The organism is Leptospira sanjuanensis (assembly GCF_022267375.1).
Taxonomy (GTDB): Bacteria; Spirochaetota; Leptospiria; order Leptospirales; family Leptospiraceae; genus Leptospira; species Leptospira sanjuanensis.
In genome coordinates this window covers 2,732,609-2,757,352 of record NZ_JAIZBH010000001.1, presented here as the reverse complement: position 1 = coordinate 2,757,352, position 24,744 = coordinate 2,732,609, and the positions used below count along the sequence as shown (strand labels likewise).

Sequence of the window (24,744 nt, the reverse complement as noted above, 5' to 3'; positions counted from 1 at the left end):
AGAGAGGAACTTTCCGTTTTATGAGACTAGTTTTTACCCTGATTTTTAGTGCTCTGCTTAAAAATTCTCTTTACAAATTGCCAGGAAATTAAACTATACTTGCATCCAATATCCAAGTCAGGGTTATGAAAATCAAAGTCACCACTAAAAACGACGTCCACATCATCAAGATTGAAGGGCCGATAAAAGCGGGAAATGAGTTCGAGTTAGGTCAGAAAATCGAAGAGTACATTTCCAAAGGTGACGTTCCGAAATTTATCATCGATTTAAAAAAAGTTCCCTTTATTAACTCCGCCGGGCTCGGTATGTTTTTGAATATTTACAAACACATCGACGGCTTAAAAGGAAGAATGGTTTTTACGAACTTGAATTCCGATATCGAGAACTTAATGGAGATTACAAAACTCGCCAGCATCTTTGAAATCTATAAGACTCTGGAAGAGGCTCTTGAATCTTTCGAATACTGATCCGTTCAGAAGTCGTGGAAACTTTCAAACGTCATTTCCAAAAGCATAGACGTCTTTATTTTTCTCTTCTTAGTCTATTATTTATTTACAAACTGGTTTTCAATCGATTCACGGGGCAGTGGATTCTTTCCAAGGCTCTCGAAGGATCGATTCGAGGAAGCGCGAGTTTTACCGTAACGAAGTTCTCCCTTTTGTACGGAATCGCACTTGAAAATCTTCTTTTAAAATCGGACGCGGCCTTCGAGGAACGACCGGTTCTCTCCGCAAAAGAAATCGAACTCTCTTACAATCTGCCCTGGGTCTTTTTCGGAAGAGCCAAACTTTCGCGGGTCGCGGTCGTAGGATTGCAGGTCGATCTCTTACAAAAAAAGGGAGAATGGAATATCGCGAAGTTATTCGCTTCTTCCTCGCCTGCGCCTCCGCAAAAGGAAGAACCTTCCTCTCCCTTGGAAGAAATTTCGACCTACATTCCCGTCAGCGCGTATCTGGGTCTCGAACTCAAGGACATCTTCGTTCACGTTTCCTCGGAGTCGGGAGCTTCCTCGTATAAGGCGGGGATCGACGGATTCAATCTCGGATTGGAATTGGATACGGTTCGTTTTCGAAAGATTCCTTTGAACGTTCGGATTTTACAGTTAGTCGACTCAGTTCGCTTTAAAATGAATCCCGAAAAAACGGTGCGCGTTTATTTCGAAGACAGTTCGAAGTCTTTGGATCAGCCCTTCCGTCTCGGTCTTGAATTGTCCCGAGACGATTCCATTCCCGGAGGGATGCTCGTTTCGAAAGCGGACATCGGTTCCGATTCGGTTCCGATCCGGGTTCGCAATCAACTTCTTGCGCCGTTCGGTTTCGGACTCAAATACGAAATCGGTTATTTAGAAAAAGAGGATAAGCTAAAGTTAGACGCTCTCGAACTCAAAGTCAATCAGGACGTTTGGTTGTTCGGAGCGGGAGAAATCGCGGGCGTTTCCTCCAAGGAACGAAACGTTCAGTTCTCGATTTCCAAATCATCGATTCGTCTAAAACCGCTTTCCGATTTTTTATCCACGATTCCCGGAGTTCCCAAGATGCAGTTGGACGGAGAATTGCGTCTGGCTCCGATCACGATTTCCGGAAAAGACACACGTTTGAAAGTTTCGGCCGATCTTTCCGCAAAGGATTTGTTTGTATCGATCGGCGGAAAAAATCATAGGATTCCCGAACTCAAAATTTTGGCCGATTCCATTCTTCATCCGCTTACGGAAGATTCGCCTAACGCCGGTAAGCCGCTTCCCATTTTGGAGAATCTCGAACTCAAACAGTTTCTCGTGACTTACAACGGAATCGGGCTTGCCGCTACGGGAAGTATCACGCGCGGTTCAGAGGTCGATTTGGATCTTGCGGTTCAGAACCTCAATCTGACCGATTACGCGAAAACGCTGAACGGAATTCTCGGGCTGCAGATGAAGATCGGCGGAACATTCCATTCTTTGAATGTGAATGGAGCCGTTCAACTTGCGGGGTTTCGGTTTCCGATGGGAAGAGGAAAGTCCGCTCCGATTCCGGTGAATCTGGATTTAAAATCCCGGATTCAATTCGGAAAACCTTTCGTGCCCGACGTCGTCCGTCTGGATTCTTTATCGCTGATCGCGAAAGGGACCGAAGGAAAGGAATCGCTTTCGATTTCAACTCTGGGAAACGTATTTTTGACGAAGGGTTTTCGGATGAATCTCGCTTCGCTCGTTTTAAAAACGGAACTGGATCGTTTGACGCCGACCTTGCCCCTTTCTCTTCGCGAAAGTCTTGTGCCGGTTCGGAACAATCTCGGAAATAAAATCACTCTTACGGGCGCGGTCGATTATTCCATCGTTGACGGAGCGCAGTCGATCTTCGGGAAACTTCTTTTTGACTTACCGGGGATCCAGGTCCGCGATCTCAAGACCGATTTGGACGTAAAGATCGCCAAGGATTCCTCCATCGCGCTGCAGAAGTTCGATCTTACCGCGTTCGAGTCCAAGTTCAGGATGGAAGTCGCGGGAAATCTACGCGCCGCTTCCAAAAACGAAGAGGGAGTTTTCGGAAATCTAATCCCCGATCTGAAAGGAAGCATCGTTTTAAAATCCGAAAAGATCGCCTATCTATTTAAGGGAATCAATTTCGAAGGTTTGTTTGCGATTCAGTTTCGTCTGAAAAATTCCATCGCGAACGGAAGTCTTCTTTCCAAAAACTCTAACTTCGGTTATGCGAACGCGTTTTGTCCGGGAGAGGAATGTAAACTCTATCGGATCGAAGGTTTGAACGCCGAGTTTCCTTTCGTTCACGATCTTTCTTTGAAGACTACGCAGAATCTCATCGAAGGGAATAAGGAAAAGTTCATCAAAACCTACGGGAGAATTCCGGTTCCGAATCTCACGATCAAACAGATCGTCGGCACGCATCCTTCGATCAGCGGAATTCCGTTCGACTACGTGAAGCCGAAAAACGGCCAACCGGGTTTGTCGGCGCGCATAGACTACTCGGAGAACTTTCTTAAATTAGAATATTTGAAAGTGTTTACTCTCGACGGTTTGGTGAACGGAAAGGATATTCTCGTAAACGTAGGGGAAGGAAAACCCGAAAAGATGGAGTTTAGTGCGGTCGTTCAAATCAAGGACATCGATCTCAAACAACTTCTTCCCCCGAAAAGCAGATCCAAAATCGACGACGGTAAGATCAAGGCCGACCTCAACGTTTCGGGGAGAAATCTCGCGGATCCGATTCCGAACATCAATTTGTTCTTCAGCGTCTTTCAAATCGGTCAGGACTTCGCAAAAAGCGCGGTGAACATTTTCACCCCTTCGAACGTTTTCACGGATTTTATTTACAACAGCTACGCCGTGGATAAGATCGAAGTCGAGTTATCCAAGGGGCTCGTCTACGCGGTCATTCAGTTTAAACGTTCCATTTTAAATACGATCATCAATTTGGAAAACAGTCAGATATCCCAACAGAGAATGCCTCTCGCGAACTTTCTCAAAAGAGCGAGATCCGAAATCGATACGTATCAGTAAGGAGACCAGGATGAAACCCTCGATTCTCAATCAAAAAAATCTAATATTCTTATCCTTTGTTTCGGCCGCTTTTTTTTCGGGTTGTATCATCAAATCCCCGTTGATCACCTTCACGCAGACGCAGACTTCCTCCGAAAAACAGATGATCGGAGAGGATCGGATTCTGGAAAAGGACGGATGGCTCATCTCCTCGATTAAGACCTCTTCGGCGGGTTCCGAAATTTGGAAAAAGGATTTTTCCGGAGACAATTACGCGGGAGGAGATAAGAATATTCTAATGTCCTTAAGGGCTCTAGCCTATCTTGCGCCCGAGATCAAAACTTGGAAAGAAGAGGGTTTTTTAGCGGAAGGTCTGGACGGTAAGCTGAGAATCAATCCGGCTTCTTCCGAAGCGGGTATCAAGAACGAACTTTCCAAAAAGGAAGTGAGATCAAGAATCGATTCCTTGATCGCGCTTGCAAACGATCACAGAAACAAGGTCGTATCTTCTCGCGCGGGCGGAGAACGGAAAAGCGCCGGGTCAAAAGAAAGCCCCGAGCAACTCAAAACACATCTCGAACAAACCTGGTATCGTCTTGTGGAAAAGGGAGAATTCTACGAAAAAACTCCCGGCAAATGGGCGCGGAAGGAATAGTTCCCATGCGATTGACTCTTTCGTTCTTCTGCAGCTTTTTATTTCTCTATCAATGTTCGATCTTTCGCGCTTCCGCTAAGATCAAACCCTTGGAGTTCAATTATTCCTCCATCGCCGTAAACTACTTCACGCCCGAAAACGAAAAGCCCTTTCCTCTTACGGTGCAAAGAGGAAATAACTTATACAACTCGACGACCGCCGACGGAAGATATTTGTTCTATACGACCGGGCAAAAGGGAAACTACGACATTTGGTTTCGGGATTTAAAGAGTTCGATCACGGTTCCGATAACCGAACACCCCGCGCCCGAATTTAAACCGGCGATCAGCCCGAACGGAAAAAAACTGGTCTTCGTTTCCGAACAATACGATTCGTCCGGGGATTTGGTTTTGCTCGAAATGGATCCGAATCTTTGGGCCGAAAAGATTCTCCAGGGGAAACGATTCTTAAATTCGGATTTTATAATATTAACGAATCCTGATTTTGAAGAACCGGGTAAAAAGGATTCTTATACGGACACAAATCCGAGTTTTTCTCCGGACAATCGACACGTAGTCTTCTCCTCCGATCGTATGACTCCGGGGGTTCAGAATCTTGTCGTTCTCGACACGGAAGGCGAAAAGCCGATGAAACTTCTGACACAGGAAGGGGGAGATTCTCCTCAGTGGTCCGCGGACGGAAAGTCGATCGTATATCTTTCGTATCACGAAAGTCCGACGGGGGACGTGTATCTTTTGGATCTCGTTTCCGGTGCAAAGACGCGTTTGACCAAGGACGGATATCTGAATTTTTCTCCTTCTCTTTCCTCGGATAGGCGGTATTTGTACTATACTTCGATCCGAAACGATTCGAACGGAAACGGACGACTCGACGAAAGGGATAATAGTTTGATCGTTCGTAAGGATTTACAAACGGGCTCTGTGCGTCAGTTGACATCGGGAAACGATTCTTTGTTCGATTCGAAGTTCTCTTCGTTTAACGGAGGTTCGATCCTATTTACGGCCGCATATTATAATACTCTTAATATCTATTTTATTCCCGCTTCCGGTTCCGTTTCCAAAGAAAAGGACATCATTTCCCAATACGAACTCGCTTTGAAATACAGGGATAAACAGAGTTTCGAGGATTTTCTTTTGGCGATCGACGCGATCGAATTTTATTTTTCCGAAGATCCGATTTATCCTTTGATCCGCGCCAAAGCGCTCTTGTTGAAATACGAAGAAGCGAAAGAAACCAGACATACGAATGTCGCCGATTCCGTCAGAAAAGAAATCATCGCTTCCCGTTTGAATCCGGTATCCGGCCTCGGATACGGTTTGTTTCTTGCGGGAGAACGAAAGGCGTCTCCTGCGCTCGCGATCCAAGAGCTTAGAAAATACTACGATCAAATGCGGACCGTTCCTTCCGTAGGAAAGGATCTGCTCGCCTCTCTTTTGGAGGAAGAAGGTGATTTTGCGAGAAAGGCGGGGGACGTGAATCATTCCCTGAAAGTATATGATGAAATTCTAAATCACTATCCTTCGTATTATCGAATTCGGGACATCTATCGAAAATCGGGGGATCTTCAATACAAGGATGCTCCCTCGCACGGCTACAAAATCCCCGAAACGTTTTTTCGGGTGGCCAACGATCCGCAGGCGGGGAAAGAGGATCTTCGGCTTTTGTACGAACAGATCGATCGAGAAGTCGTTCAAGGAAAGAATTTTGCCGAACGCACGAACGCCGCGGAAGTTTCTATCGCTTCCAATTCTTTGGATAAAAAATCGCAGCGGCTCTTTCAATATTTCTTATACGTTAAATCCCTGGGGTTGAACGGAAAGGGTTCGTTCGAAGAAAGTAATTCTTTGTTGAATACTTTTTTGAGCGCCGTTCCCGAAACCGATCCGCTTTTTTTAAAGGGACATCTGTTAAAATCGAACAACTTCAAAGGGCTCGGAGAAGTTCAGAAGTCGTTCGACGAACTCCGCATCTATTTGGAAAAATACGATCCTCTTCTCGGAGTCGATTTGGACGAAAAGGAAATCGAACGTTCCTTTATCTACTTTGAGAACAAGGCGCGGGATCATGATCGTCGCGGAAATTTACAGGACGCCGCCTTCCATTATTTCTATAACACGGAAAACATGTTTCTCGTCAAAAGCAGAAATCTGTTTCTCGAAACCTTATATAAGGAATACGCGGTATATTATCAAAGGATGATGGTCGATTCCGTATTCAAACTCTCCGGATCGTTAAGCGAAGAAAAACGAAAGGCCCTTTTGAATCAACTCGACGTAATCGATATCCGCAGCATTGACCCTCTTGCGGAAGAGGGGCTTGCCTACATCAATCAATACTACAAGATTGCCGTTCCCCGTGCGAGACCGGTTCTGGATTTGGCTACGTTATACGGTTATTCGTATTATCTCGTCAATCGGAGCGTGATTCGGGAAACGTATTATAATACGGCTAACTCGATGACGGCCGCGAGAAAAGAGGAGATCCTCCGGGACTTTAAACAAGCCGAATATGAACTCAGATGGATCATCTTCGCCGATCCTCGATACTACGAAGCCTACCAGCTTTTGGGTTGGATGTATCAATACATCGATATTCTCAAAAACAGAAAATCGGGAGAGGATCAGCCGAACGACGAAGAGAAGTATTCGGGCGTTTATAAAAAATATTTTCCGGAAAAGAATTTCGAAGAGAACATCGAACTTTACAGTCAGGTTCTCGAACTCTTAGGGGAGAATTTCGAAAACAAAAAAGCGCTTTCCGATCTGAGGTTGAACCTCGGAAACAATTATTTTCTTTTGAAGAATTATCCGAGAGCCAACGAGCAGTATTCCAAGGTCGATTCGCTTTCCGACTTTATCATCTCCAAAACGCAATTCGAGAACTACCGCCAAAAGGCGATGTTCCTTTTTAACTCCGCACGGTCTTCGATTTACGTGGCAGACTACAAGTCCGCTATCGCAAAACTCAAGGCGGCGTCCGCGTTGTATTTCGAGAACGAATCCAAAAAGACTCTCGTAGGAAAGGACAGCGCGGAAAAGTTGCAGCAATACAAACTCAAGCTGGCCCTATTGTTCACGTTAACCGGTCTTTCTTATATGGAATCGGGAGAATTTTCCAATGCGGTACTTTATTACAAGGACGCATTGTCCTTAAACGGGGACGACGGATGGATCGATCCTGTCAATCTTCACAACGGTCTCGCGCTTTGTTATCAAAAATTAGGAAAATATAAAGTATCATTCTCTCATCTGGAGGAAGCGGACCGGATCGTATCGAAACGAGGCGGAACCGATTGGATTCCGAAAGGAGTCAAACTCACGTTCTGGGATTATTTTTGGGACGTGATTTGGGAAGTCGCGCTTCCCGACGGAGTGCGAATTTCGGGCGAGGGAAGATTTCCGGAAGCGATTTCTCCCAAGTTTCAACCTTTGATGACGAGCGGAATTCGGGTGAACAACCTCATACAATCGATGGAAGCCGAACGGGCGATCGAAGAGATCAACAAGAGAATGTCGTATATCAAATCGAAGGGTTTGGATTCCACTCTTGCAGGTTCTCTGATCCGATCGAATTCGCTGAACGATTTGGGTTATCTTCACTTTAAACGGGAAGAATTTAAAAGTTCGATCGAAAAATACGCGGAAGCCGAGACGTTCGAAACCGAAAACGGTTTCGCTTCCAAGGCGAGAATCTCCTTTAAAAGGGGACTCTATTCCTATTTCGCGCATCTGGAAAACGCGAAAGAGGATCCGAAGTTGGAAAATGAAACTCTCGGACTGGCCGCGGAACGCCTTCTTTTTTCCAAAGGAAAATTCATTCGGGACTGTCTGGGAGATACGAAGAACAGGGAAGACGAGATTCACTCCGAAACCAAAAAATGTATATTACGATTTTATAATTCTTATCCGGATCACGATCCGACGTTGGCCTTGGTTTATTACTATCAAGGAGAACAGGCGTTTCGAATGGGAGACGTTATAACCGGTTTTGAATTGTTCGGCCGCGCCGCGGGCCTTCTGGAAAACCCTTCGATGGTTCCGAAGGAAGTCGTGGGTCTGGCGGGCGATCCGTATTCCAGAAAGGAACGGCTTTTGTATTCGATCAGCCGCTCCTCTTTGTATGTTCGATTGGGTGATACCGAAAAGGCGCTCGCCACTTTGGATCTCGCAGCCGAATCCGCAAACGAATTCTATTACGTTCAGGAATGGATCGAGACTCTTGTAACCCAGGCGGAGATTCATAAAAAGGAAAGGAATTTCTCCAAAGCGAGGGAGAAGATCGAACGAGCCGCCGGGCTTTTGATGTCGAACCCGCATTTGATAAGCGAACTTAAGTATTTCGTAATACACAAACTATTTAAAATACAATCCGAAATCAACTTCGAGTCAGGAAGGCCGGCTGACGGATTTAAGAATTTGGACCGCCTGCACAAACTGAATCTATATCGTCAGTTTGTAAGAATTCCGCACGAATCCGATGATCCAACTTTTACCGTCGAAGTCGCCAAACTGCAGAATCTTCTTAAAAAGCAAAAAACGGTTTATGCCGCGATCCAAAACGCATTGGAAAAACGAGAACGTTCGGAAGCGCTGTTGAAAGAATATCAAACTACGACTAGGAATTTGGAAGCGGAACTCGTTTCGATGATGCGGAAAAATCCGAACCTGGACGGATATCTCGGAATTTTTTCCGAAGAACCGTCCGTATCCGATTTACTGGAAATCGGGGAAGGGTATTTGCGAATCGAAACCGGAAAGGATAAGATACGGATTCACCGAGCGACCTCGTCGCAGGAGGAATGGATCGAGTCGAAGGACGGAGTTGCGGAAGTTTTAAAGCGAATTTCGACTTCGGGAAAAATTCCCTTTTCGACTCAGAAAGTTTGGTTCGTCCAACTCGGAGATTCGATCGATTTGGAAACGGTTCAAGATCTTCTTCCGAAACGGTCCTCCTTGATTTTTCGACCTTCTCATCTAAAACCGTTGCAGGAAAAGGACAGAAGAGTTCTTCGCAGCGCCGCGATCGCGGACGGATCGCCTAACACGGATTCTACGCTTAAGATTCTCAAACTTTCTTCGAACTCCGTCCTTTCGAGACTTCTAGACACGGACTTGATCGTAGGTTCGTTTCCCGATGTTCCGGGAGATAATTCTTTCGGAGAAACGAATTCTTCCTTTCATTTTTCGATCCGGGATTTGTTCCACAATCGAAACGAGATTTCTTCAGCTTTGTTCTACGAAAATCAAAAACCCGATCTCGGAAAAATATCCGAGGTCTACGAAGTGTTAAACGCATCGGGGATTCGGAACGTTTCGATTTGTTTTACGAAGGCCGTTTGTAAAACCGTCGCGCCGGAAAATATTTTAAACGGAGAAGTTGCCGGAAGCGTTCACTTGGGATCGACCGTTCTGCGCAAAAAAGAATCTCCGAAACGAAGCGGAGTTTCCCAGTCGACCGCGAGACAAAGCGAACGAAAGGAAAACGTTCGGGACGCTTATACGCACGCTTACACGGTTCGTTCCTATCAAAACGGAGCCGATCCCGTTCTTTCCGGAGAATTGGATTTACTTCGATTGAAATGGAAGCTTTCTCCCGGAACAAAGATGAAGGAAGTTTACGGAGAACTTTTGAAAAACGCGAAAGAAACTTCGGTCAAGGATTCCGTTTTGTTTTCGGCGCTTCTTACGTGTTATTTGGATCAAACTCTTTCCGATTGCGATTCTTACGATCCCGATGACGTGACCGATGCGGCAAAAAAGAATCTGCTCCAATCCTTGTTTTCGTTTCGAAACGGAATTCCCGTTTTTCCCGCTTCTTTGAAAGTCGAGGAAAGTTTCATATCTCCGTTTTACGATCCTTATTTATATTATAAGAATATTCTAAAATTTGCAAGAACGCTTTACGAGCCGGAAATCGGGGAGTTCGCGGGAAAAATCGCTCTCGAAAACGCAAACGACGCGGAAGAAACCAAAAACGTGGAGGAGATTCTCCAGGGGTTATATGCGCAGAAATACTTTCTGCAAGGCGTGTCCTTTTCCAAAAATCAGATCTACCGCAAGGAAGAATTGTATCTGATTCTATCCGGAAATTGGAAAGAGGCTCTCGAGGTCATAAAGAAAAAAGAGGACGAGGAAGATACGGGAAGATTTAGGGAACGATTGTTCCGTAATTGGAAAAGCGAAATCACGGGCGCTTGGTTTTCTCCGTATTCTCTGTATTCCGAAGTTCACGGAAATTCTCCGAAGCTTTTCGAATCTTTGGATCCGGAGGAAAGAAGCCTTTTGTATCATTTGATCTTGTATTGCGTTCCGTTTCAGGAAAACGAGGAAACCGATCTTCTCGCCGAATCTCTCGTCGACTACGAATGGAACTCGGGCGGCAAATCCCGGGCGCTACGGATGGTTTTGGGTTACGCGCAGGCGTTGCTTTCCAGGGGAGAATTCTCCAAGTCGAAGGATTGGGCGGATCGGATCGGTTCCAAATTCAAAACGGGGAACGATTATAAAATCATATTCAAAGATAAGAATATTCTTTTGAATAAGCTCGAGTTTCTTCAGGGAAAAAATCCGGCGCTCTCCGAAGGAGATGAAAAAACGGAATGGCTGGTTCTCTATGAAAAAGCATCCTCGAAATCTCCGAGCGAGTTTATCGAATTCTTAAATTCTACGATCCGCGCCAAACGCGGAAAAAACTTCAGCGCGAAAGAAAGGACCGAACTTTTGGATTGGATCACCTATCTTCAGAAGCTTTGTTTTAAAAAGAACAACTCGGAAGTATTCTTCGATCTTGCGGTCGCAAAGGATTTTATCTCCTTGGCAAGGTCTTTGATCTTGAACGCGAATCCGGATTATAAGGACATCGGCGTTTTTTCCTCCGTCGCAGAACGACTCAAAGAAAAAATTCCGGCGGATCAGGAATTTCTCGCCGTAATGGATTTGGGGGTTGAATCCTTTTACATCCGTTTTTTAAAGGGCAAGTCCAAAGGAGATCTTGCGTTTAAGGACAACCGAAAACTCAGAGCTTCTTTGTTCCGTTATTTGGAGGAAGCCGGACGCGGCGGTTACGAGGTTTTACTTAGGGAAGAACTCGAGAACGAATATAGGAGAAACATAAAACTTACGAAGAACAAACTCACTTATTTGTATTTGAGCTCGTATCATTTTAGAATTCCCTTGGTGCCGAGAACCGAGGATAAGTTTTATCTTGTCAACGATCCCGAATCGCTTCTTGCTAATCCAGCGTTTTCCACCAAAGAAGAATTCGCTCCGGAATATCAGATTCAATTTTTAACGGGAGTTAGGCCGCAAGAAGGTTGGAAAAAATCCCTCAAGGATTTGGAAGCGTTCGAAGTCGGTTCGGGCAGAATCGGTTCCGATCCGAAAAGCCGTCTTTATATTCTGCAGGAGCCGCTTGAGATCGTCAACCAAGTCAGTCTGAGTTTCGGGGGACGTTCCCTTCCCGAATCGTACGGAACGTTGAGAAAAGGGAATTGGATTTACACTTCTTCCTATCTCGACGAGGAACGTTACGACGTTCAGAACTTCAGGGATTCTTTTTACTGGATCGCTCAGAATTTTCTGAGCCCCGGAGTGATCTTTATCGGAGATCAGACGGACACGGCTCACGTGGATTTTTTAAAACGATTTACCAAACGAAGCGGAACGAGAATCCCTCTTTACATCCGCTTTCAGGAAACGTTAGACGCCATCAAAGAGGCGCATCCGCTCGATCGGGTTTGGAACGGTTATAGACTTTATACGAATAGTTTTATATTAGAAGAATAGAATTTGCGAACGGGATAGGAGCCGTCCTTACCTTATTCGCCGATCCGTAAACCGGTTCTTTCCTTATTCTCCGCGGCTTTCCAGCAGTTTCTTACGTTCCTCTTTGGAGAGATTTACGAGAGTTCTCATTCTTTCGTGAAACTTGGCGAAGTCGCCGCCGGTCTTTTGGAATTCGTTTTTAAAAAAATCCGTGCCGGAATGATACCGAAGATAACCCACGAAGTCCTCGTTGTTCCAGTTTTTTGCGGCGAGTTTTTCAACCTCAAACGTTTTGAATTCTTCTTTTGCAAGAAGAAGCGATTCCTTGAACGCATCGAATATTTTCTTTTTCCCCTCGAGTTTTTCGGAATCGGACGCACCTGTGGCGTATAAGCTCTTGAGTTTGTCCGCGGTTTCCACGAGTAGTTTTTTGAGCTTTTGGGATTCTTCCTTATGAAGGAGAATCTGCTTTTTGATCGGGCTATCCTTTCCTTCGATCGATTCCAGATAACGGAACGCGCCTTCTTCCTCGACGAAACTCGCATAACTTTCATTAAACGAAGAATCCCCCGGAAAATACACGGTCGCGTGCGCCATTTCGTGAAACACGAGCGAGGCGATCTCGTGCGGCTTCCCGTCCAGCTGCGAGGAAAAGATCGGATCTTCGAACCAGCCGAGCGTGGAATATCCGGCCGTGATTCGAATTCTCGTATCGAATCCTTTTTCTTTGAGTTCTTTTTCCTCTTCCTTCGCCTTTGCTAAATCGAAGTAGCCCTTGTAAGGAACCGTGCCCGCGATCGGAAACCACCAAGTATAAGATTCCAATTTCAAAGGATAACAGGCTGCCACGTGCCAGCCCAATTCTTCCCGATCGAGTTGAACATACGACTTGAACCCGGCCGCCGGATCGAGAGCCAATTCTTTGATTCCGTATTCGCGGAAACTTTCGACGGACTTAAGTTTTTCTTTTACGTCCGGTTGTGTGTTCGGGTCCTGCAATACGGATTCGATCGACTTTCGTTTGAGTAGAATGTCGAGTTGCCCCGTTCCCAAATGCCAGAGATAACCCGCACAACCTTGCAGAGCGAAACAAAGAAAGACTAAGAATCCGATTCTTCCTATTTTCAAAGCGCTTTTGAATTTACGGTTGTTCTTCGTATTGAGAGAATTGAAGTTAGGTTCTGACATGGAATTTTTACGCTCGCTCCCGAAGGTAGTCTTAATCAACGGAATTCTTTTTACCATTTTGATTGCGGTTCTGATTTTTCCCAAGGATTGTTCGTTGTCTTCTCTTTTCTCCGGTAAACGTCCGATCAGCCCCGGCGAACAAAAATCCGCGATCGAAATTCAGAATTCATTCCGCAACGTTTATCATCTTGTAAAGGATTCCGTCGTCTCGATCCGAACGAAAAAGAGCGAATCGATTTCCAGTCCGTATCACTACTTCGATTTTAGAAACGAGAGATTGGCGTCTTTCGGAAGCGGATTCTTCGTGCATGAAAAAGGTTATATCGTCACGAATTATCACGTGATCGAAGGCGCGGAAAGCATAGAAGTCATCACTTCGAACGGAAGCGTTCACTCCGCGAAATACGTGGGAAGTCACGAACGAGCGGACATCGCACTTTTAAAAATCCGGGAAGGTTCCGGTTTAAAGCCGATCGTCTTCGGCAACTCGGATCAAATCGAAGTAGGGGATTGGGCGATCGCGATCGGTTCTCCCTTCGGTTTAGAACGTTCCTTCAGCGTCGGAGTCGTCTCCGCAAAATACAGGGAAGATTTGGACGAGACCGGTCAGACGCATATCCAAACCGACAGTATGATCAATCCCGGGAGCAGCGGCGGCCCGCTTTTGAACATCTATGGAGAAGTCATCGGAATCAACCGTTTGATCCGAAGCGAAACTGGACGGAACTCCGGCATCGGTTTTGCGATTCCAAGTAACTATGCGTTGAAGATCATTCGTATGATCGAGTCGAATCAAGGCAGACACATTCGACCTGCGATTCTCGGAGTGATGGCTACCGTCCCGCTTCCCGATCACAGGATCGCATTGGGGATTCCGGAATCTTGGACGGGAGTTCTTGTCTACGACATGGACCCGCAATCTTCGGCGGAACTTGGCGGAATCAAACGTTACGATTTTATTCTCGAGGCGAACGGAACTCCGATTAAAAATATTAATGATCTGCGCGAACAGGTTGGAATAGTGGGATTGGGCGGCAAGATCAAACTCCGCATCTATCGGGAGAAGGCGATGCTCGAACTTCCGGTTAAGCTGATTCAGAAATAAGTAGAATAGAATTTTTAGAGGAAAAAGAAAGACGGGATGAGAAGAAACATCGTTCACAGCGGAGCGGACGCTCTGATCTATGAAATCAGACAGATCGTAGCCGTCGCAAAAAAACTGGAGGCTCTCGGTCTTCAGATCACGTATGAAAACATCGGTGATCCGATTCAAAAGGGAGAAACAATTCCCGATTGGATGAAAGAGATCGTTTCCAACCTCGTATTGAAAGACAAGTCTTGGGCCTACACGGCCACGCAAGGTTACGAACCTACCCGCACCTTCCTCGCCCAGAAAGTGAACGAAAGAGGCGGAGCGCAGATCACCGCGGACGATCTTTTATTCTTCAACGGACTCGGCGACGCGGTCGCGAAGATTTTCGGCTTTATGAGAAGAGAGGCCCGCGTTCTCGGACCGAGCCCCGCGTATTCCACGATTTCCTCCGCGGAAGCCGCGCACAGCGGGTACGAACACCTAACGTATAATCTTTTACCCGAACACAATTGGATGCCCGATCTCGAGGATATCGAGAACAAGGTGCGTTACAACGATTCTATCGCGGGAATTCTTTTGATCAACCCGGACAATCCGACCGGCGCAGTATATGATAAAACCTTGATGAAGAAGATCGTAGCCATCTGCGAAAAATACGATCTCATGCTGATCTGCGACGAAACCTACGCGCACGTGAATTATTCGGATCATGGTCCCCTTCATCTTTCGGAAGTCATCGGGGACAAGGTTCCCGGAATGGCGTTACGATCCATATCCAAAGAATTTCCTTGGCCGGGCGGACGCTGCGGTTGGCTCGAAATTTTCAACAAGGACAAGGATCCGGTCTTCAGCCGTTACGTAAAATCGCTGTTAGACGCCAAGATGCTCGAGGTTTGTTCCACCACTTTGCCGCAAATGGCGATTCCGGAAGTGTATTCTCATCCTGAGTTTATTCCGCACTTAAAACGAAGAAACGAGAAGTTCAAAAAACGCGCACACGCCGCGACCGAATACTTCGCGGGAATAAAAGGGGTGAAGGTCGTCGAGCCCAAAGGCGCGTTTTATCTGACCGTGGCGTTCGACGACGGAGTTCTGAATTCGAAGATGAGGTTGAAGGTGGAGAATCAAAAGGCGGACGAGTTCATCCAGCCGCTTCTCGGCTCCGCCGCAAATGATCGAAGATTCGTGTATTATCTGCTCGCTTCCACGGGAATCTGCGTGGTTCCTTTGTCCGCCTTCTGCACGTTAAAGGACGGCTTCAGAGTGACTCTTCTCGAGGAAAACGAGGAAAAGTTCGACTGGATCTACAAAACTCTTCGCGATAAAATTACGGAGTACATCGCTTCCGCCTAACGTCGGTTGGAAAAGGAGAATGGGGACTCGAGTTTGAAAGAGCCGCTGCGCATCGGACTGATGGATTCCGGTATGGGCGGCTTGTCCGTTCTTAAGGAAATTCTAAAATACCAAATTCCGCTTGAAGTCGTATATTACGGAGATCTAAAGAATAGTCCGTACGGCGAAAAGGACGCCTCGGCGATTCTGGAGATCGTACGAAACGTTTGTATTCGATTGCAAGAGGAGAACGTTGCGGCGATTCTACTCGCGTGTAATACCGCGACTTCCGCCGCGGCTGAAACGCTTCGAAAAGAATTTACGATCCCGATTTTCGGAATGGAACCAGCAATCAAACCGGCGATCCAACAAAATCCCGGAAAAAAAATCGCTCTTCTGGCTACTCCCGTCACGCAAAGAGAAGAGAAACTGCAGAAGCTCAAAAAGGAATTAAGAGCGGAAGAATTGATCCTCCCGGTTTCTTGTCCCGGATTGGCCGGTCTCGTGGATCAGGGAAAATTCGACGAGGCCGAAAAATATCTCGAACCGATTTTGAAGGATTTGAAAGAGAAGAATGTAGACAATCTGGTGTTGGGCTGCACGCATTACGTTTTTTTAAAGCAAATCATTGAAACGAATTTTCCGGGAGTGAAAATCTACGACGGAAACGAGGGGACGGTTCGGCATCTTTTGAATTCTCTGCAAGTTGCCGGAAAGATCGGAGACGCCGTTTTTGATTCTTTGCAAACGGATGTAACGATGCAGAATTCGAGTCATAACGGTTTGCAATCCGCCTCTCTTACATACAAGCTCCTCTTAAACAGCGAAGATCCGTTCCATTCTACGCTTGCGTCCGATCTTTTGGGATCGCGAACCAGAGCGTAACTTTGTCCGCATCCTCTTTTTTCGGGAAAAATTCTTCCGAGGCACAGTCGCTCCTGGAAGGAATCGTTCGAAAAGATCCCAAGTCGCTCGAAAAATTTTACGATCTCTACGGATCGCTCCTTTATTCCGTAATTTATAAAATTCTAATGAATCGCGAAGAAGCCGAAGAGATTCTCCAGGAAGTATTCACGATTTTGTGGAACAAGGCGGATCAATTCAAGCCGGAACGATCTTCTCCCTTGACTTGGATGACTACGATTGCGCGTAACGCGGCGGTTTCCAAGTTGCGTTCTTCCGATTATAAGAATCGAAAACAAAACACGGAGTTTCGGGAAATATTTACGGAAAAACCGGGTGTCGCCCGGGATTCCGTTTTTCAAGCGGCCATGGATTCTTCGTTGCTGACTCGTGTTCGCGAGGCGGTCGCTTCTTTAGCTCCGGAAATTTCGGTTCTTTTGCAGGAAGCGTATTGGAGCGGACTCAGTCAGAGCGAAATCGCTGAAAAATACAAACTTCCTTTAGGAACGGTGAAGTCGCGAATTCGAACGGGACTTTTGGAATTGCGAGACAAACTCAAGGATTGGTCGTGAAAGGATTGTGGTGAGGGATTTTGTGGTAGTTCCTACGGATTTTGCCGTAACACAGAGCGCGCCCCGCCCAGATTTTGGGTGGTGGGGTGAGGTGGCGGGAGTAGTTCCGCAAATTTTCCTCTATCAGAAAAACCTCCTGTATTCCAGCAGAATTCATGAATCTTGTCGGAACTCTACAAATTTGCGAAAAAAAAGAATCCGAATTCCCTTGTAGAACGTATAGAAAAGTAGGGTGATAGAAATATGACTTCGCACTCCAATCCGGAACCGAGAGAACGCTGGGAGGATTTCGTTTTTCCGAACGAGGTCTTTGATCCCTTTCCCGCGAATGCGGAACTCGAAGAAATTTTTCATTTACAAGCGCTTTCTTCTTTAAACGAGATCCTACCCGAATCTTCCGTAAGAGATACGATTATATCCTCCTTCCTTGTGGACGGAACTCCGGCCGAAGACTTCCTCTTTGTCCGAGACGGCGAAATCTCTCTCTGGAAAAAGAGTCCGTTCGAGGGAGTGGAATACAAAATTCTCAACCACGATACAAAGCGACAAACCGTAACGCTCATGATACGGATGGAACCGAACGCGGTTTTTCCAGCGCATTCTCATAGTAGCGCCGAGGATTGTCTTTTGATAAAAGGCGACTTAAACATCGCGGGAGCTACGATGCAAGCCGGAGATTTCCACAGGGCGAACGCGGGATCCAAACACAAAAAATTCACCACCGCGTCAGGCGCGGAATTTTTGATCGTAACGGGAGAATCCGACTTCTCCGCATCCGGGAAATTTTTTTCCTAATTTTTAAAAGCGCTTTCTTTGGAAATAAATTTCCAAAAACCGTTTTTCTTTTTTTGAAATAAATTTCCTAACTTTCCTCTAAAAATTCGATCCGTTTTTTTCGAACTAGAGTATAATACGAAAACTCCTCCATAGAGGATTCATCTCGGAGTAACTATGATCCGTTTACTAACAGCGATCGCTGTTCTTTCTCTTTGCACGGTTTGTAAACGCCAAGCGGCCGAAAGTTCCGACGCAGTCGTTACCTTTCTCAAAGGAAAGGCTTCCGTCGTCGAAACAGGAAAGGAACTTTCTCCGCTCGCAAACGTGACCGAAAAACAATCCGTGAAAACCGATGCCGATGCGGTTTTGGATCTTACTTCCAAACTGGGAAGTTTCCGTCTTTTGGGGGGAAGCACGGCGACCTTGGCGGCACTCAACGCGGATAGCGCTTCCTTTCAAGTGAGCGAAGGAAACGTTTTGATTAAGGCCGGCAAACTCGCGAAAGGCCAGAGCCTGCTCGTCGACACTCCTACCGTTGTGGCCGCAGTTCGCGGAACTCAATTTTGGGGAAGAGTGAACGGCAAAGACGAATCCGGAACCTTTGCGGTTCGTGAAGGAGCCGTCGAGATCACCCGTAAATCCGACAACGCAAAAGTTTTGATCGAAGCCGGACAAGCCGTGGATTTAAAACCGGGCGATACGAATCTGAAAGCAAGAACGGCCGCAAAAGAAGAATTAACCGCAATGGAGCAGATCGACCAAATGAAATGATTTCCTGAATTCCCGAATCTTCGTCCTTAAGTGCCGGATTTCCCTTAAGAGTCCGGTTTTTTTTTGTGTGCAGGGATCTCCTATTTCTCAAGCTATTCCTAAAAAAGAGTCGGGACTTTGGGAATGGAAGAAAAGATCACATACAAAAGTGCGGGTGTGGACACTGAAAAAGGACAAGAGTTCGTCCGAAAGATCAAACAAAACGTGGAATCCACACACGGTCCGAGAGTTCTCGGCGGCCTCGGCGGTTTTGCAGGAGCCTACGACGTCAGCGTTCTTAAAAAATACAATCAACCCATTCTACTTTCCGGAACCGACGGTGTCGGAACAAAAATCGAACTCGCCCGTCTTTTGAATACGTTCGACACGGTGGGAATCGATCTCGTCGCGATGTGCGTAAACGACATTCTTGTCTGCGGGGGAGAACCTCTTTTCTTTTTGGATTATATCGCCTGCGGAAAACTCGATCCCGAAAAAATGGAAAAGATCGTCGCGGGTATCGTTCACGGATGTAAGTTGTCCAACGCTTCCTTGCTCGGAGGAGAAACCGCGGAACATCCCGGTACGATGAAAGAGGACGAATTCGATCTCGCGGGTTTTGTGGTCGGCGCGGTGGAAAAGGATCAGATGATCGACGGTTCTTTGATTCGTCCCGGAGATAAAATCTTAGGACTCGAATCCAGCGGTCCTCACAGCAACGGTTTTTCGCTCATTCGAAAACTTCTCTTAAAGGATGGAAAACATCTTCCTTCCGATCCGGAACAGGTCAAGTTTCTCAAAGATTACGCGCTCAAACCGACGCGCATCTACGTTTCCAGTATATTAAAACTTCTGCAAAAAGTTCCCGTAAAGGGAATGGTGCACATCACGGGCGGAGGTTATCAGGAGAATGTTCCGAGAGTTCTTCCTGCCGGATCGCAGGCGAAGTTTTTCAAGGACAGGATTCCTTCCGGATATTTTTTCGAAAAAATCAAAAAGGACCACAAACTCGACGAACTCGAATTGTTCGCTACCTTCAACATGGGAATCGGTTATATGCTCGTCGTTTCCGAGGAAAACGTAAACTCAGCCAAGGAGTTTTTGGAATCCACGGGAGAATCCGTTCATCTGATCGGTGAGATCGTCTCCGGTAAGAAAGAAGAAGTATTCTTCGTCTAACAGCACATCTATGATCACGATCGCGGAACTTCTTCGATCCAGGGTTTTGGTTCTTTCCAAAAAGAATCCCTTTATGCTTTCGAGGCTCACGTTTTTTTATCTGATCCTCGGAGTTGCGGGCGGACTTTTTTCAGCCGCGTTTTGGATGCTCTTGGAATATCTCATCCGTTTCGCGTCCGCGGTTTCCGGCGTTTATACGGTTCCGTTTATGGCCGTCTGCGGTTTGCTCGTCGGACTCATCATTCATCTTTTGGGAGAACCCGGAGAAATCTCATTAGTAATCGATAATATACGGTTTCGCGGCGGAAAACTCGAAGCGAGTCAAAATCCTTCCATGGCTCTTTCCTCTTTGTTGAGCATCTCGGCGGGGGGAAGCGCGGGACCGGAGGCGCCTCTCGTACAAATCACCGGTTCATTCGGAAATTGGTTCGCGGAAAAACTTAGACTCACGGGAGAAGAATACAGATCCATGACGATAGCCGGAATGGCCGCCGGTTTTACCTCCCTTTTCGGTTCCCCTCTCGGGGGCGCGTTATTTGCGCTTGAGATTCTGCAACACAGACACGTAGTCGAATACTATAAGGCTCTTCTTCCCGCGTTCTTATCCAGCACCTCGGCGTTTTTCGTATTTCTTTGGATGACGCACGCAGGTTTGCAGCCTACCTGGCAGTTTCCGCAATACGTTCCCGGAGACATTCAAGATTTCTTATATGCACTTTTGCTGGGGGGGATCGGCGCGGCCTTGGGCTGGATGTTTCACGGATTGTTCGTCGCAAACCGTTGGGCGTATTCTAAAATTCCCGGACCGATCTATTGGAAAACCTTGTTGGGCGGTCTCGTATTGGGTTTGATCGCTTGGCAGATTCCGTTGACCCGATTTTTCGGCCACGATCAGCTCAATCAGATTGTGGAAGGAAAATTCACTCTCCTCTTTTTGGTCGCGCTGATTTTCTGGAAGACGTTCGCGATTACGACTACCGTTTCCACCGGATGGAGAGGGGGAATCATCATTCCTCTGTTTTTTCTCGGAGCCTGCGCCGGAAAACTTTTGTTCGGAATTCTTCCGAGCGAAAACGAATCCTTTCTAATGATCTGTCTGATGGCGGCCGTAAATTCTTCCGTAACCAAAACGCCGATTTCGACCACGATTTTGTTGTCCGAACTGACCGGACTTTACAGTTTTACTCCGGTTTTGATCGCGAGTTTAAGCGGATATTTTCTATCTCCGAAAGAGCCGTTCATCAAAACGCAAGGGAAAGAAGGTTAGGATTTCGATCGCGTTTCAATTTAGAGATTGGACTGATTCGGATTTTTGAATATTTAAAATTTAGAATGTTTTGGAACTATGCGTGTGACAATTTCTTCCGTTCGCTTTCGAGCGATATAAGGCCTGATCCGCTTCTTCGATGATTTCCGACGCACAATCGGCGTACGGGGATTGATCCGTCTGTTTTCCGAAATCGAGGGTCGAGATCCCCGCGCTGATCGTGATCGGAGTGTTTTCCCAGGATTGTTTTCGAACCATCGTCACCAATCGTTCCGCCACTTCGATCGCCTTTGGTTCGGGCATATCGGGCAAGGCGATTACGAATTCTTCTCCCCCGAATCGGGCTAAAAGGTCGCTTACCCGCAGCGTTTCGGTAAGAACACGGGCCAATCCTACGAGAACCCTATCTCCCGCTGGATGACCGAAGCGGTCGTTGTATTCTTTGAAATGATCGACGTCGATCATGATTAAGGAAAGAAATCCCTTCTTTCTACGAGCGGCTTCGATTAAGAATTGCAACTCTTCGTTGAAGGTTCTTCTGTTTTTTAATTTCGTAAGGGGGTCGGTGGAGGCTTGTTCGAACAATCGATCGTTTGCGTTCTTCAATTCGGCCGCGAGCTGATTGAGCTTTCGATTCGACTCCACGATTTCGGTGATGTCTCTTCCGATCGCATAAATCAAACCGGCGGATCGATCCGGGAACGCGGTCCAGGAAAAATTCTTATAGTTTCCGTCGGAGCAACGATATCGGTTTTGAAACGATAAAATCGGAATTCCTTGTATGAGTTCCTCGATTACCTTGTAAGTCGGTTCCACGTCCTCCGGATGCAGGTAAGAATAAGAATTAAACGCCAGCAATTCCTCGGTCGCCCAACCGAACGCTTTTTGAAAGGAAGGATTGATCTTGAAAATGTATCCGTCGATTTTAGCGATGCAAAGCATATCGAGAGAATAATCGAAAAACTTTTCGATGTCGTATTTGATTCCGTTATACATATCGTTATCTTTTTTCTCGAAACCCAATTCGTTTAATGATCGGTATTTTACTGGCAGAAATAAGAATATTAAAGAAAAAAACGGAATCGAGTTTATTCGGAGATCAAAGAATACATTCGATTTATAGAATATTATTCAATATCCATTCGTTTTTATAAAAACGAATAATGCTGATCGGGGATTCTTGTTCCTCTTGGGCTGAATTTTGAAAAATTTATCCTTTGATGCACTGTCTTTATGCTTCCGAGTGGCTATGAGTCGCCCGATTTCTTCCGGTTGCTTTCGAGACGTAAAGGGCTTTGTCTGCATTTTCTAAAAGTTCTTTCGCGTCGAACGCATGGTTGACTTCGTTTAACATCGGTCCGGTTGTTGCAGCGCCGATGCTGATCGTTATACTCCTATTTTCCCAATCGAATTTTCTGATTGTGGAGGTCAATTTTTCGGCCACTTCGATCGCGCGCGTTCGCGACGTGTCGGGTAGAGCTACGATGAATTCTTCTCCTCCGTATCGGGCCAGCGTTGCGTTTTTTGGAAGAGTTTCGGTGAGTAACTTGGCGAGATTTACTAATATCGCATCGCCCGCCGGATGACCGAATTTGTCGTTGTATTCTTTGAAATGGTCCACGTCGATCATGAGCAAAGAAAGATGACTTTTGTGATTTTGAGCGTGATGCATCAGATATTGAAGTTCTTCCGTAAAGGCTCTTCGATTTTTCAATTTTGTCAAAGGATCGGTCGTGGCCTGCTCAAACAATCGATCATTGGCTTCCTTCAGTTCCGATGCGAGTTGACTGATCTTTTGATTCGACTCGATCGTTTCGGTGATGTCTCTTCCGGTAACATAGACCAATCCCGCTTCTAGATCCGGATATCCGGTCCATGCAAAATGTTTATAACTCCCATCGGTGCAGCGAACCCGATTTTGGATGGAAGTTCTAGGAATGCCTCCGTCCAATTTTTCGAATTCCATTTTAATCATGTCCTGATCGTCCGGATGCAGCAGATGAAAGGGAGTTTTTCCGAGAAGTTCCTCTTCGGTCCATCCTAGGATTCTGTGGAACGAAGGATTCACCGAGATGACCGTTCCGTCCAGTCTTTGGATCGAAAATAAATCCAGGGAATACTGGTAGAATTTTTCTAGATTGTATTCCTTTTTATAACCCATACGCACCTTCCTGAAAAGATTTTTCCAAATTGTTAAGCGAAATCCTTTGTATGGAAGCCGGTTCTTTTCGATGGAGGAAGAACTGGATCTTTTCGATTACAAGGATTGGCTTTCGGATGCGATTCGAGAACTGTGAGTCGTCCGATCTCTTCCGCACATCTTAGAATGATACAAGGCCCGGTCGGCGGATTCTATCAGATTCATAAGATGAACGTTGTTTTCGATCCGGGATTTTTGATTTCCGGAGAGGGTGGAAACTCCGATGCTGATCGTTACGGATCTTTTTTTCCAGGGGAATTCACGGATGATTTGAAGAAGCCGTTCCGCGATTTGGCTCGCGGCCGTTTCGGAAGTATCGGGCATGGCGACGATGAATTCCTCCCCTCCGTATCTTGCGATCACGTCGTGTTGGCGGAGCGTTTGGGTCAACAGTGAAGAAAGGTCGATCAAAACCTGATCTCCCGCGAGATGCCCGAATTGATCGTTGTAGTCCTTAAAGTAATCCACATCGATCATCAGAAGCGAAAGGGAATGTCCTTTGGTGAGAGATTGATGAACGATGCAGTTCATTTCCTCGTTGAACGCTCTTCTATTTTTAAGTTTTGTCAATGGGTCGCTGGAAGCCTGTTCGAACAATTGGTCGTTCGCTTCCTTGAGATCCGCAGCGAGTTGATTGACCTTTTGATTTGTTTCGACGAGTTCGGAAATATCCCGTCCCGTCACATAGATTAAACCCGCCTTTAGATCGGGAAATGCGGTCCAGGCGAAGAATTTATAGTTTCCATCCCTGCAACGGAATCGGTTTTGAAAAGAAAGAGTGGGAAGTCCCTGATTTAATTTTTCGAATTCCTGAAAGGTAGCTTCTTCGTCGTCCGGGTGAAGAAGATGAAACGGTTGTCTGCCGACGAGTTCCTCTTCCGTCCATCCGAGAACGCGCTCGAACGAAGGATTTACTTGCAAAACGGTGCCGTCCAAACGCTGAATCGACAGCAAATCCAGACAATTGTTTACAAGTTTTTCCAGATCGTATTCTTTTTCGAAATTCATCCTTGGCCTTCCTTGAATCGCATCCCATTTATTATCGGAAACATATTCAAAAAATGTAATCCTTTTTGTGCTCTCACTTTTACAACGTTTCGAGCGCGGCTTTTTTCATAAATTACTATGTGTTTTTCACCCTTTTTTTTGCTTCCATTTAGAAGCGTTCGAAACCGGCTCCTTTTTTTTAAAGTCGCGGTCTTTGCGTCGAATTTCTTTGTTAGGCGATTCTGGATACGGAGGTTTTGACAAAAATGCTTTTGATTTTTATTTTGAATAATCTAAATTTTAAATATGACTGTTAATTTATAGGATGATTTATTTTTAACGAATGCGATTCCAAGTAAACAAGAAAGGAACGAAGTCGGTTTCCGCTTTGATCTCACATTCTGAAGATTTAGGATGCTAGGAACTGGTTGGATTTAGAGCGCGACTCATAACTCTAAAAGAAACGGCTGTCAAGTTCCTAACATTTGTGAGAGTTCCCACACATTGCGTTTCTGGCACAGAATTTCATAGATTCGCTTCTATTTCTTTTTGTAAGAGTTCCCACATCTAAGGTCTTTAGACTCGCTCTTAGAAACGGGTTGA

16 protein-coding genes are annotated in these 24,744 nt (G+C 46.0%); 12 read left to right on the top strand and 4 right to left on the bottom strand.

Translation table 11 applies throughout. The features are described 5' to 3' along the window. Window positions 1-125 precede the first annotated feature (125 nt). From LFX17_RS12365 to LFX17_RS12350, 4 genes are read left to right on the top strand one after another with little or no spacing between them, the layout of a single operon-like run. Window positions 126-467 (top strand): STAS domain-containing protein, encoded by a 342-nt coding sequence (locus LFX17_RS12365; RefSeq protein WP_000695903.1) that lies wholly within the window; start codon window positions 126-128, stop codon window positions 465-467. A 14-nt stretch (window positions 468-481) separates the two neighbouring features. Continuing rightward, window positions 482-3,496, top strand: coding sequence for an LIC_11026 family protein (locus tag LFX17_RS12360; protein WP_238746927.1), 3,015 nt, complete (start codon window positions 482-484; stop codon window positions 3,494-3,496). A gap of 10 nt (window positions 3,497-3,506) precedes the next feature. Continuing rightward, window positions 3,507-4,130 carry a DUF1318 domain-containing protein gene (locus LFX17_RS12355; RefSeq protein WP_238746926.1) on the top strand — a complete coding sequence of 208 codons (624 nt, stop codon included), beginning with the start codon at window positions 3,507-3,509 and terminating at the stop codon, window positions 4,128-4,130. Window positions 4,131-4,135: 5 nt separating this feature from the next. Next, window positions 4,136-11,914, top strand: coding sequence for a biopolymer transporter TolR (locus tag LFX17_RS12350; protein ID WP_238746925.1), 7,779 nt, complete (start codon window positions 4,136-4,138; stop codon window positions 11,912-11,914). Window positions 11,915-11,977: 63 nt separating this feature from the next. Here the strand turns inward: LFX17_RS12350 and LFX17_RS12345 are convergent, their stop codons facing one another. Then, entirely contained in the window at window positions 11,978-13,081 is a 1,104-nt protein-coding gene (locus tag LFX17_RS12345) for an aminopeptidase (protein ID WP_238746924.1), read from the bottom strand. Here LFX17_RS12345 and LFX17_RS12340 point away from each other — a divergent pair. The 8 genes from LFX17_RS12340 (at window position 13,080) to LFX17_RS12305 (ending at window position 20,954) form a co-directional block, all read left to right on the top strand. Further along, window positions 13,080-14,186 (top strand): S1C family serine protease, encoded by a 1,107-nt coding sequence (locus LFX17_RS12340; protein WP_238746923.1) that lies wholly within the window; start codon window positions 13,080-13,082, stop codon window positions 14,184-14,186. The genes LFX17_RS12345 and LFX17_RS12340 overlap by 2 nt on opposite strands. A gap of 36 nt (window positions 14,187-14,222) precedes the next feature. After that, a complete protein-coding gene (locus LFX17_RS12335; RefSeq protein WP_238730520.1) occupies window positions 14,223-15,527 on the top strand; it encodes a pyridoxal phosphate-dependent aminotransferase in 1,305 nt (434 codons plus the stop codon). 33 nt (window positions 15,528-15,560) lie between these two features. Next, window positions 15,561-16,391: a glutamate racemase gene (gene murI, locus LFX17_RS12330; RefSeq protein ID WP_238746921.1), complete on the top strand. Its 831-nt coding sequence runs from the start codon at window positions 15,561-15,563 to the stop codon at window positions 16,389-16,391. A gap of 2 nt (window positions 16,392-16,393) precedes the next feature. After that, window positions 16,394-16,981 (top strand): RNA polymerase sigma factor, encoded by a 588-nt coding sequence (locus LFX17_RS12325; protein ID WP_238746919.1) that lies wholly within the window; start codon window positions 16,394-16,396, stop codon window positions 16,979-16,981. A 243-nt stretch (window positions 16,982-17,224) separates the two neighbouring features. Continuing rightward, window positions 17,225-17,776, top strand: coding sequence for a cupin domain-containing protein (locus tag LFX17_RS12320; RefSeq protein ID WP_238746918.1), 552 nt, complete (start codon window positions 17,225-17,227; stop codon window positions 17,774-17,776). Window positions 17,777-17,932: 156 nt separating this feature from the next. After that, window positions 17,933-18,529, top strand: coding sequence for an adhesin Lsa19 (lsa19, locus tag LFX17_RS12315; RefSeq protein WP_238746917.1), 597 nt, complete (start codon window positions 17,933-17,935; stop codon window positions 18,527-18,529). A gap of 123 nt (window positions 18,530-18,652) precedes the next feature. Further along, window positions 18,653-19,687, top strand: coding sequence for a phosphoribosylformylglycinamidine cyclo-ligase (gene purM / locus LFX17_RS12310; RefSeq protein WP_238746916.1), 1,035 nt, complete (start codon window positions 18,653-18,655; stop codon window positions 19,685-19,687). Between the two features lie 10 nt (window positions 19,688-19,697). Next, window positions 19,698-20,954 (top strand): chloride channel protein, encoded by a 1,257-nt coding sequence (locus tag LFX17_RS12305; protein ID WP_238746915.1) that lies wholly within the window; start codon window positions 19,698-19,700, stop codon window positions 20,952-20,954. Window positions 20,955-21,014: 60 nt separating this feature from the next. Here LFX17_RS12305 and LFX17_RS12300 read toward each other — a convergent pair whose 3' ends face one another. From LFX17_RS12300 to LFX17_RS12290, 3 genes are all read right to left on the bottom strand, one after another. Further along, window positions 21,015-21,950: a sensor domain-containing diguanylate cyclase gene (locus LFX17_RS12300; protein WP_238730513.1), complete on the bottom strand. Its 936-nt coding sequence runs from the start codon at window positions 21,948-21,950 to the stop codon at window positions 21,015-21,017. Window positions 21,951-22,185: 235 nt separating this feature from the next. After that, window positions 22,186-23,115 carry a sensor domain-containing diguanylate cyclase gene (locus LFX17_RS12295; protein ID WP_238746914.1) on the bottom strand — a complete coding sequence of 310 codons (930 nt, stop codon included), beginning with the start codon at window positions 23,113-23,115 and terminating at the stop codon, window positions 22,186-22,188. A 96-nt stretch (window positions 23,116-23,211) separates the two neighbouring features. After that, window positions 23,212-24,162, bottom strand: a complete 951-nt coding sequence (locus LFX17_RS12290; protein WP_238746913.1) for a sensor domain-containing diguanylate cyclase — start codon at window positions 24,160-24,162, stop codon at window positions 23,212-23,214. Between the last annotated feature and the right edge of the window lie 582 nt (window positions 24,163-24,744).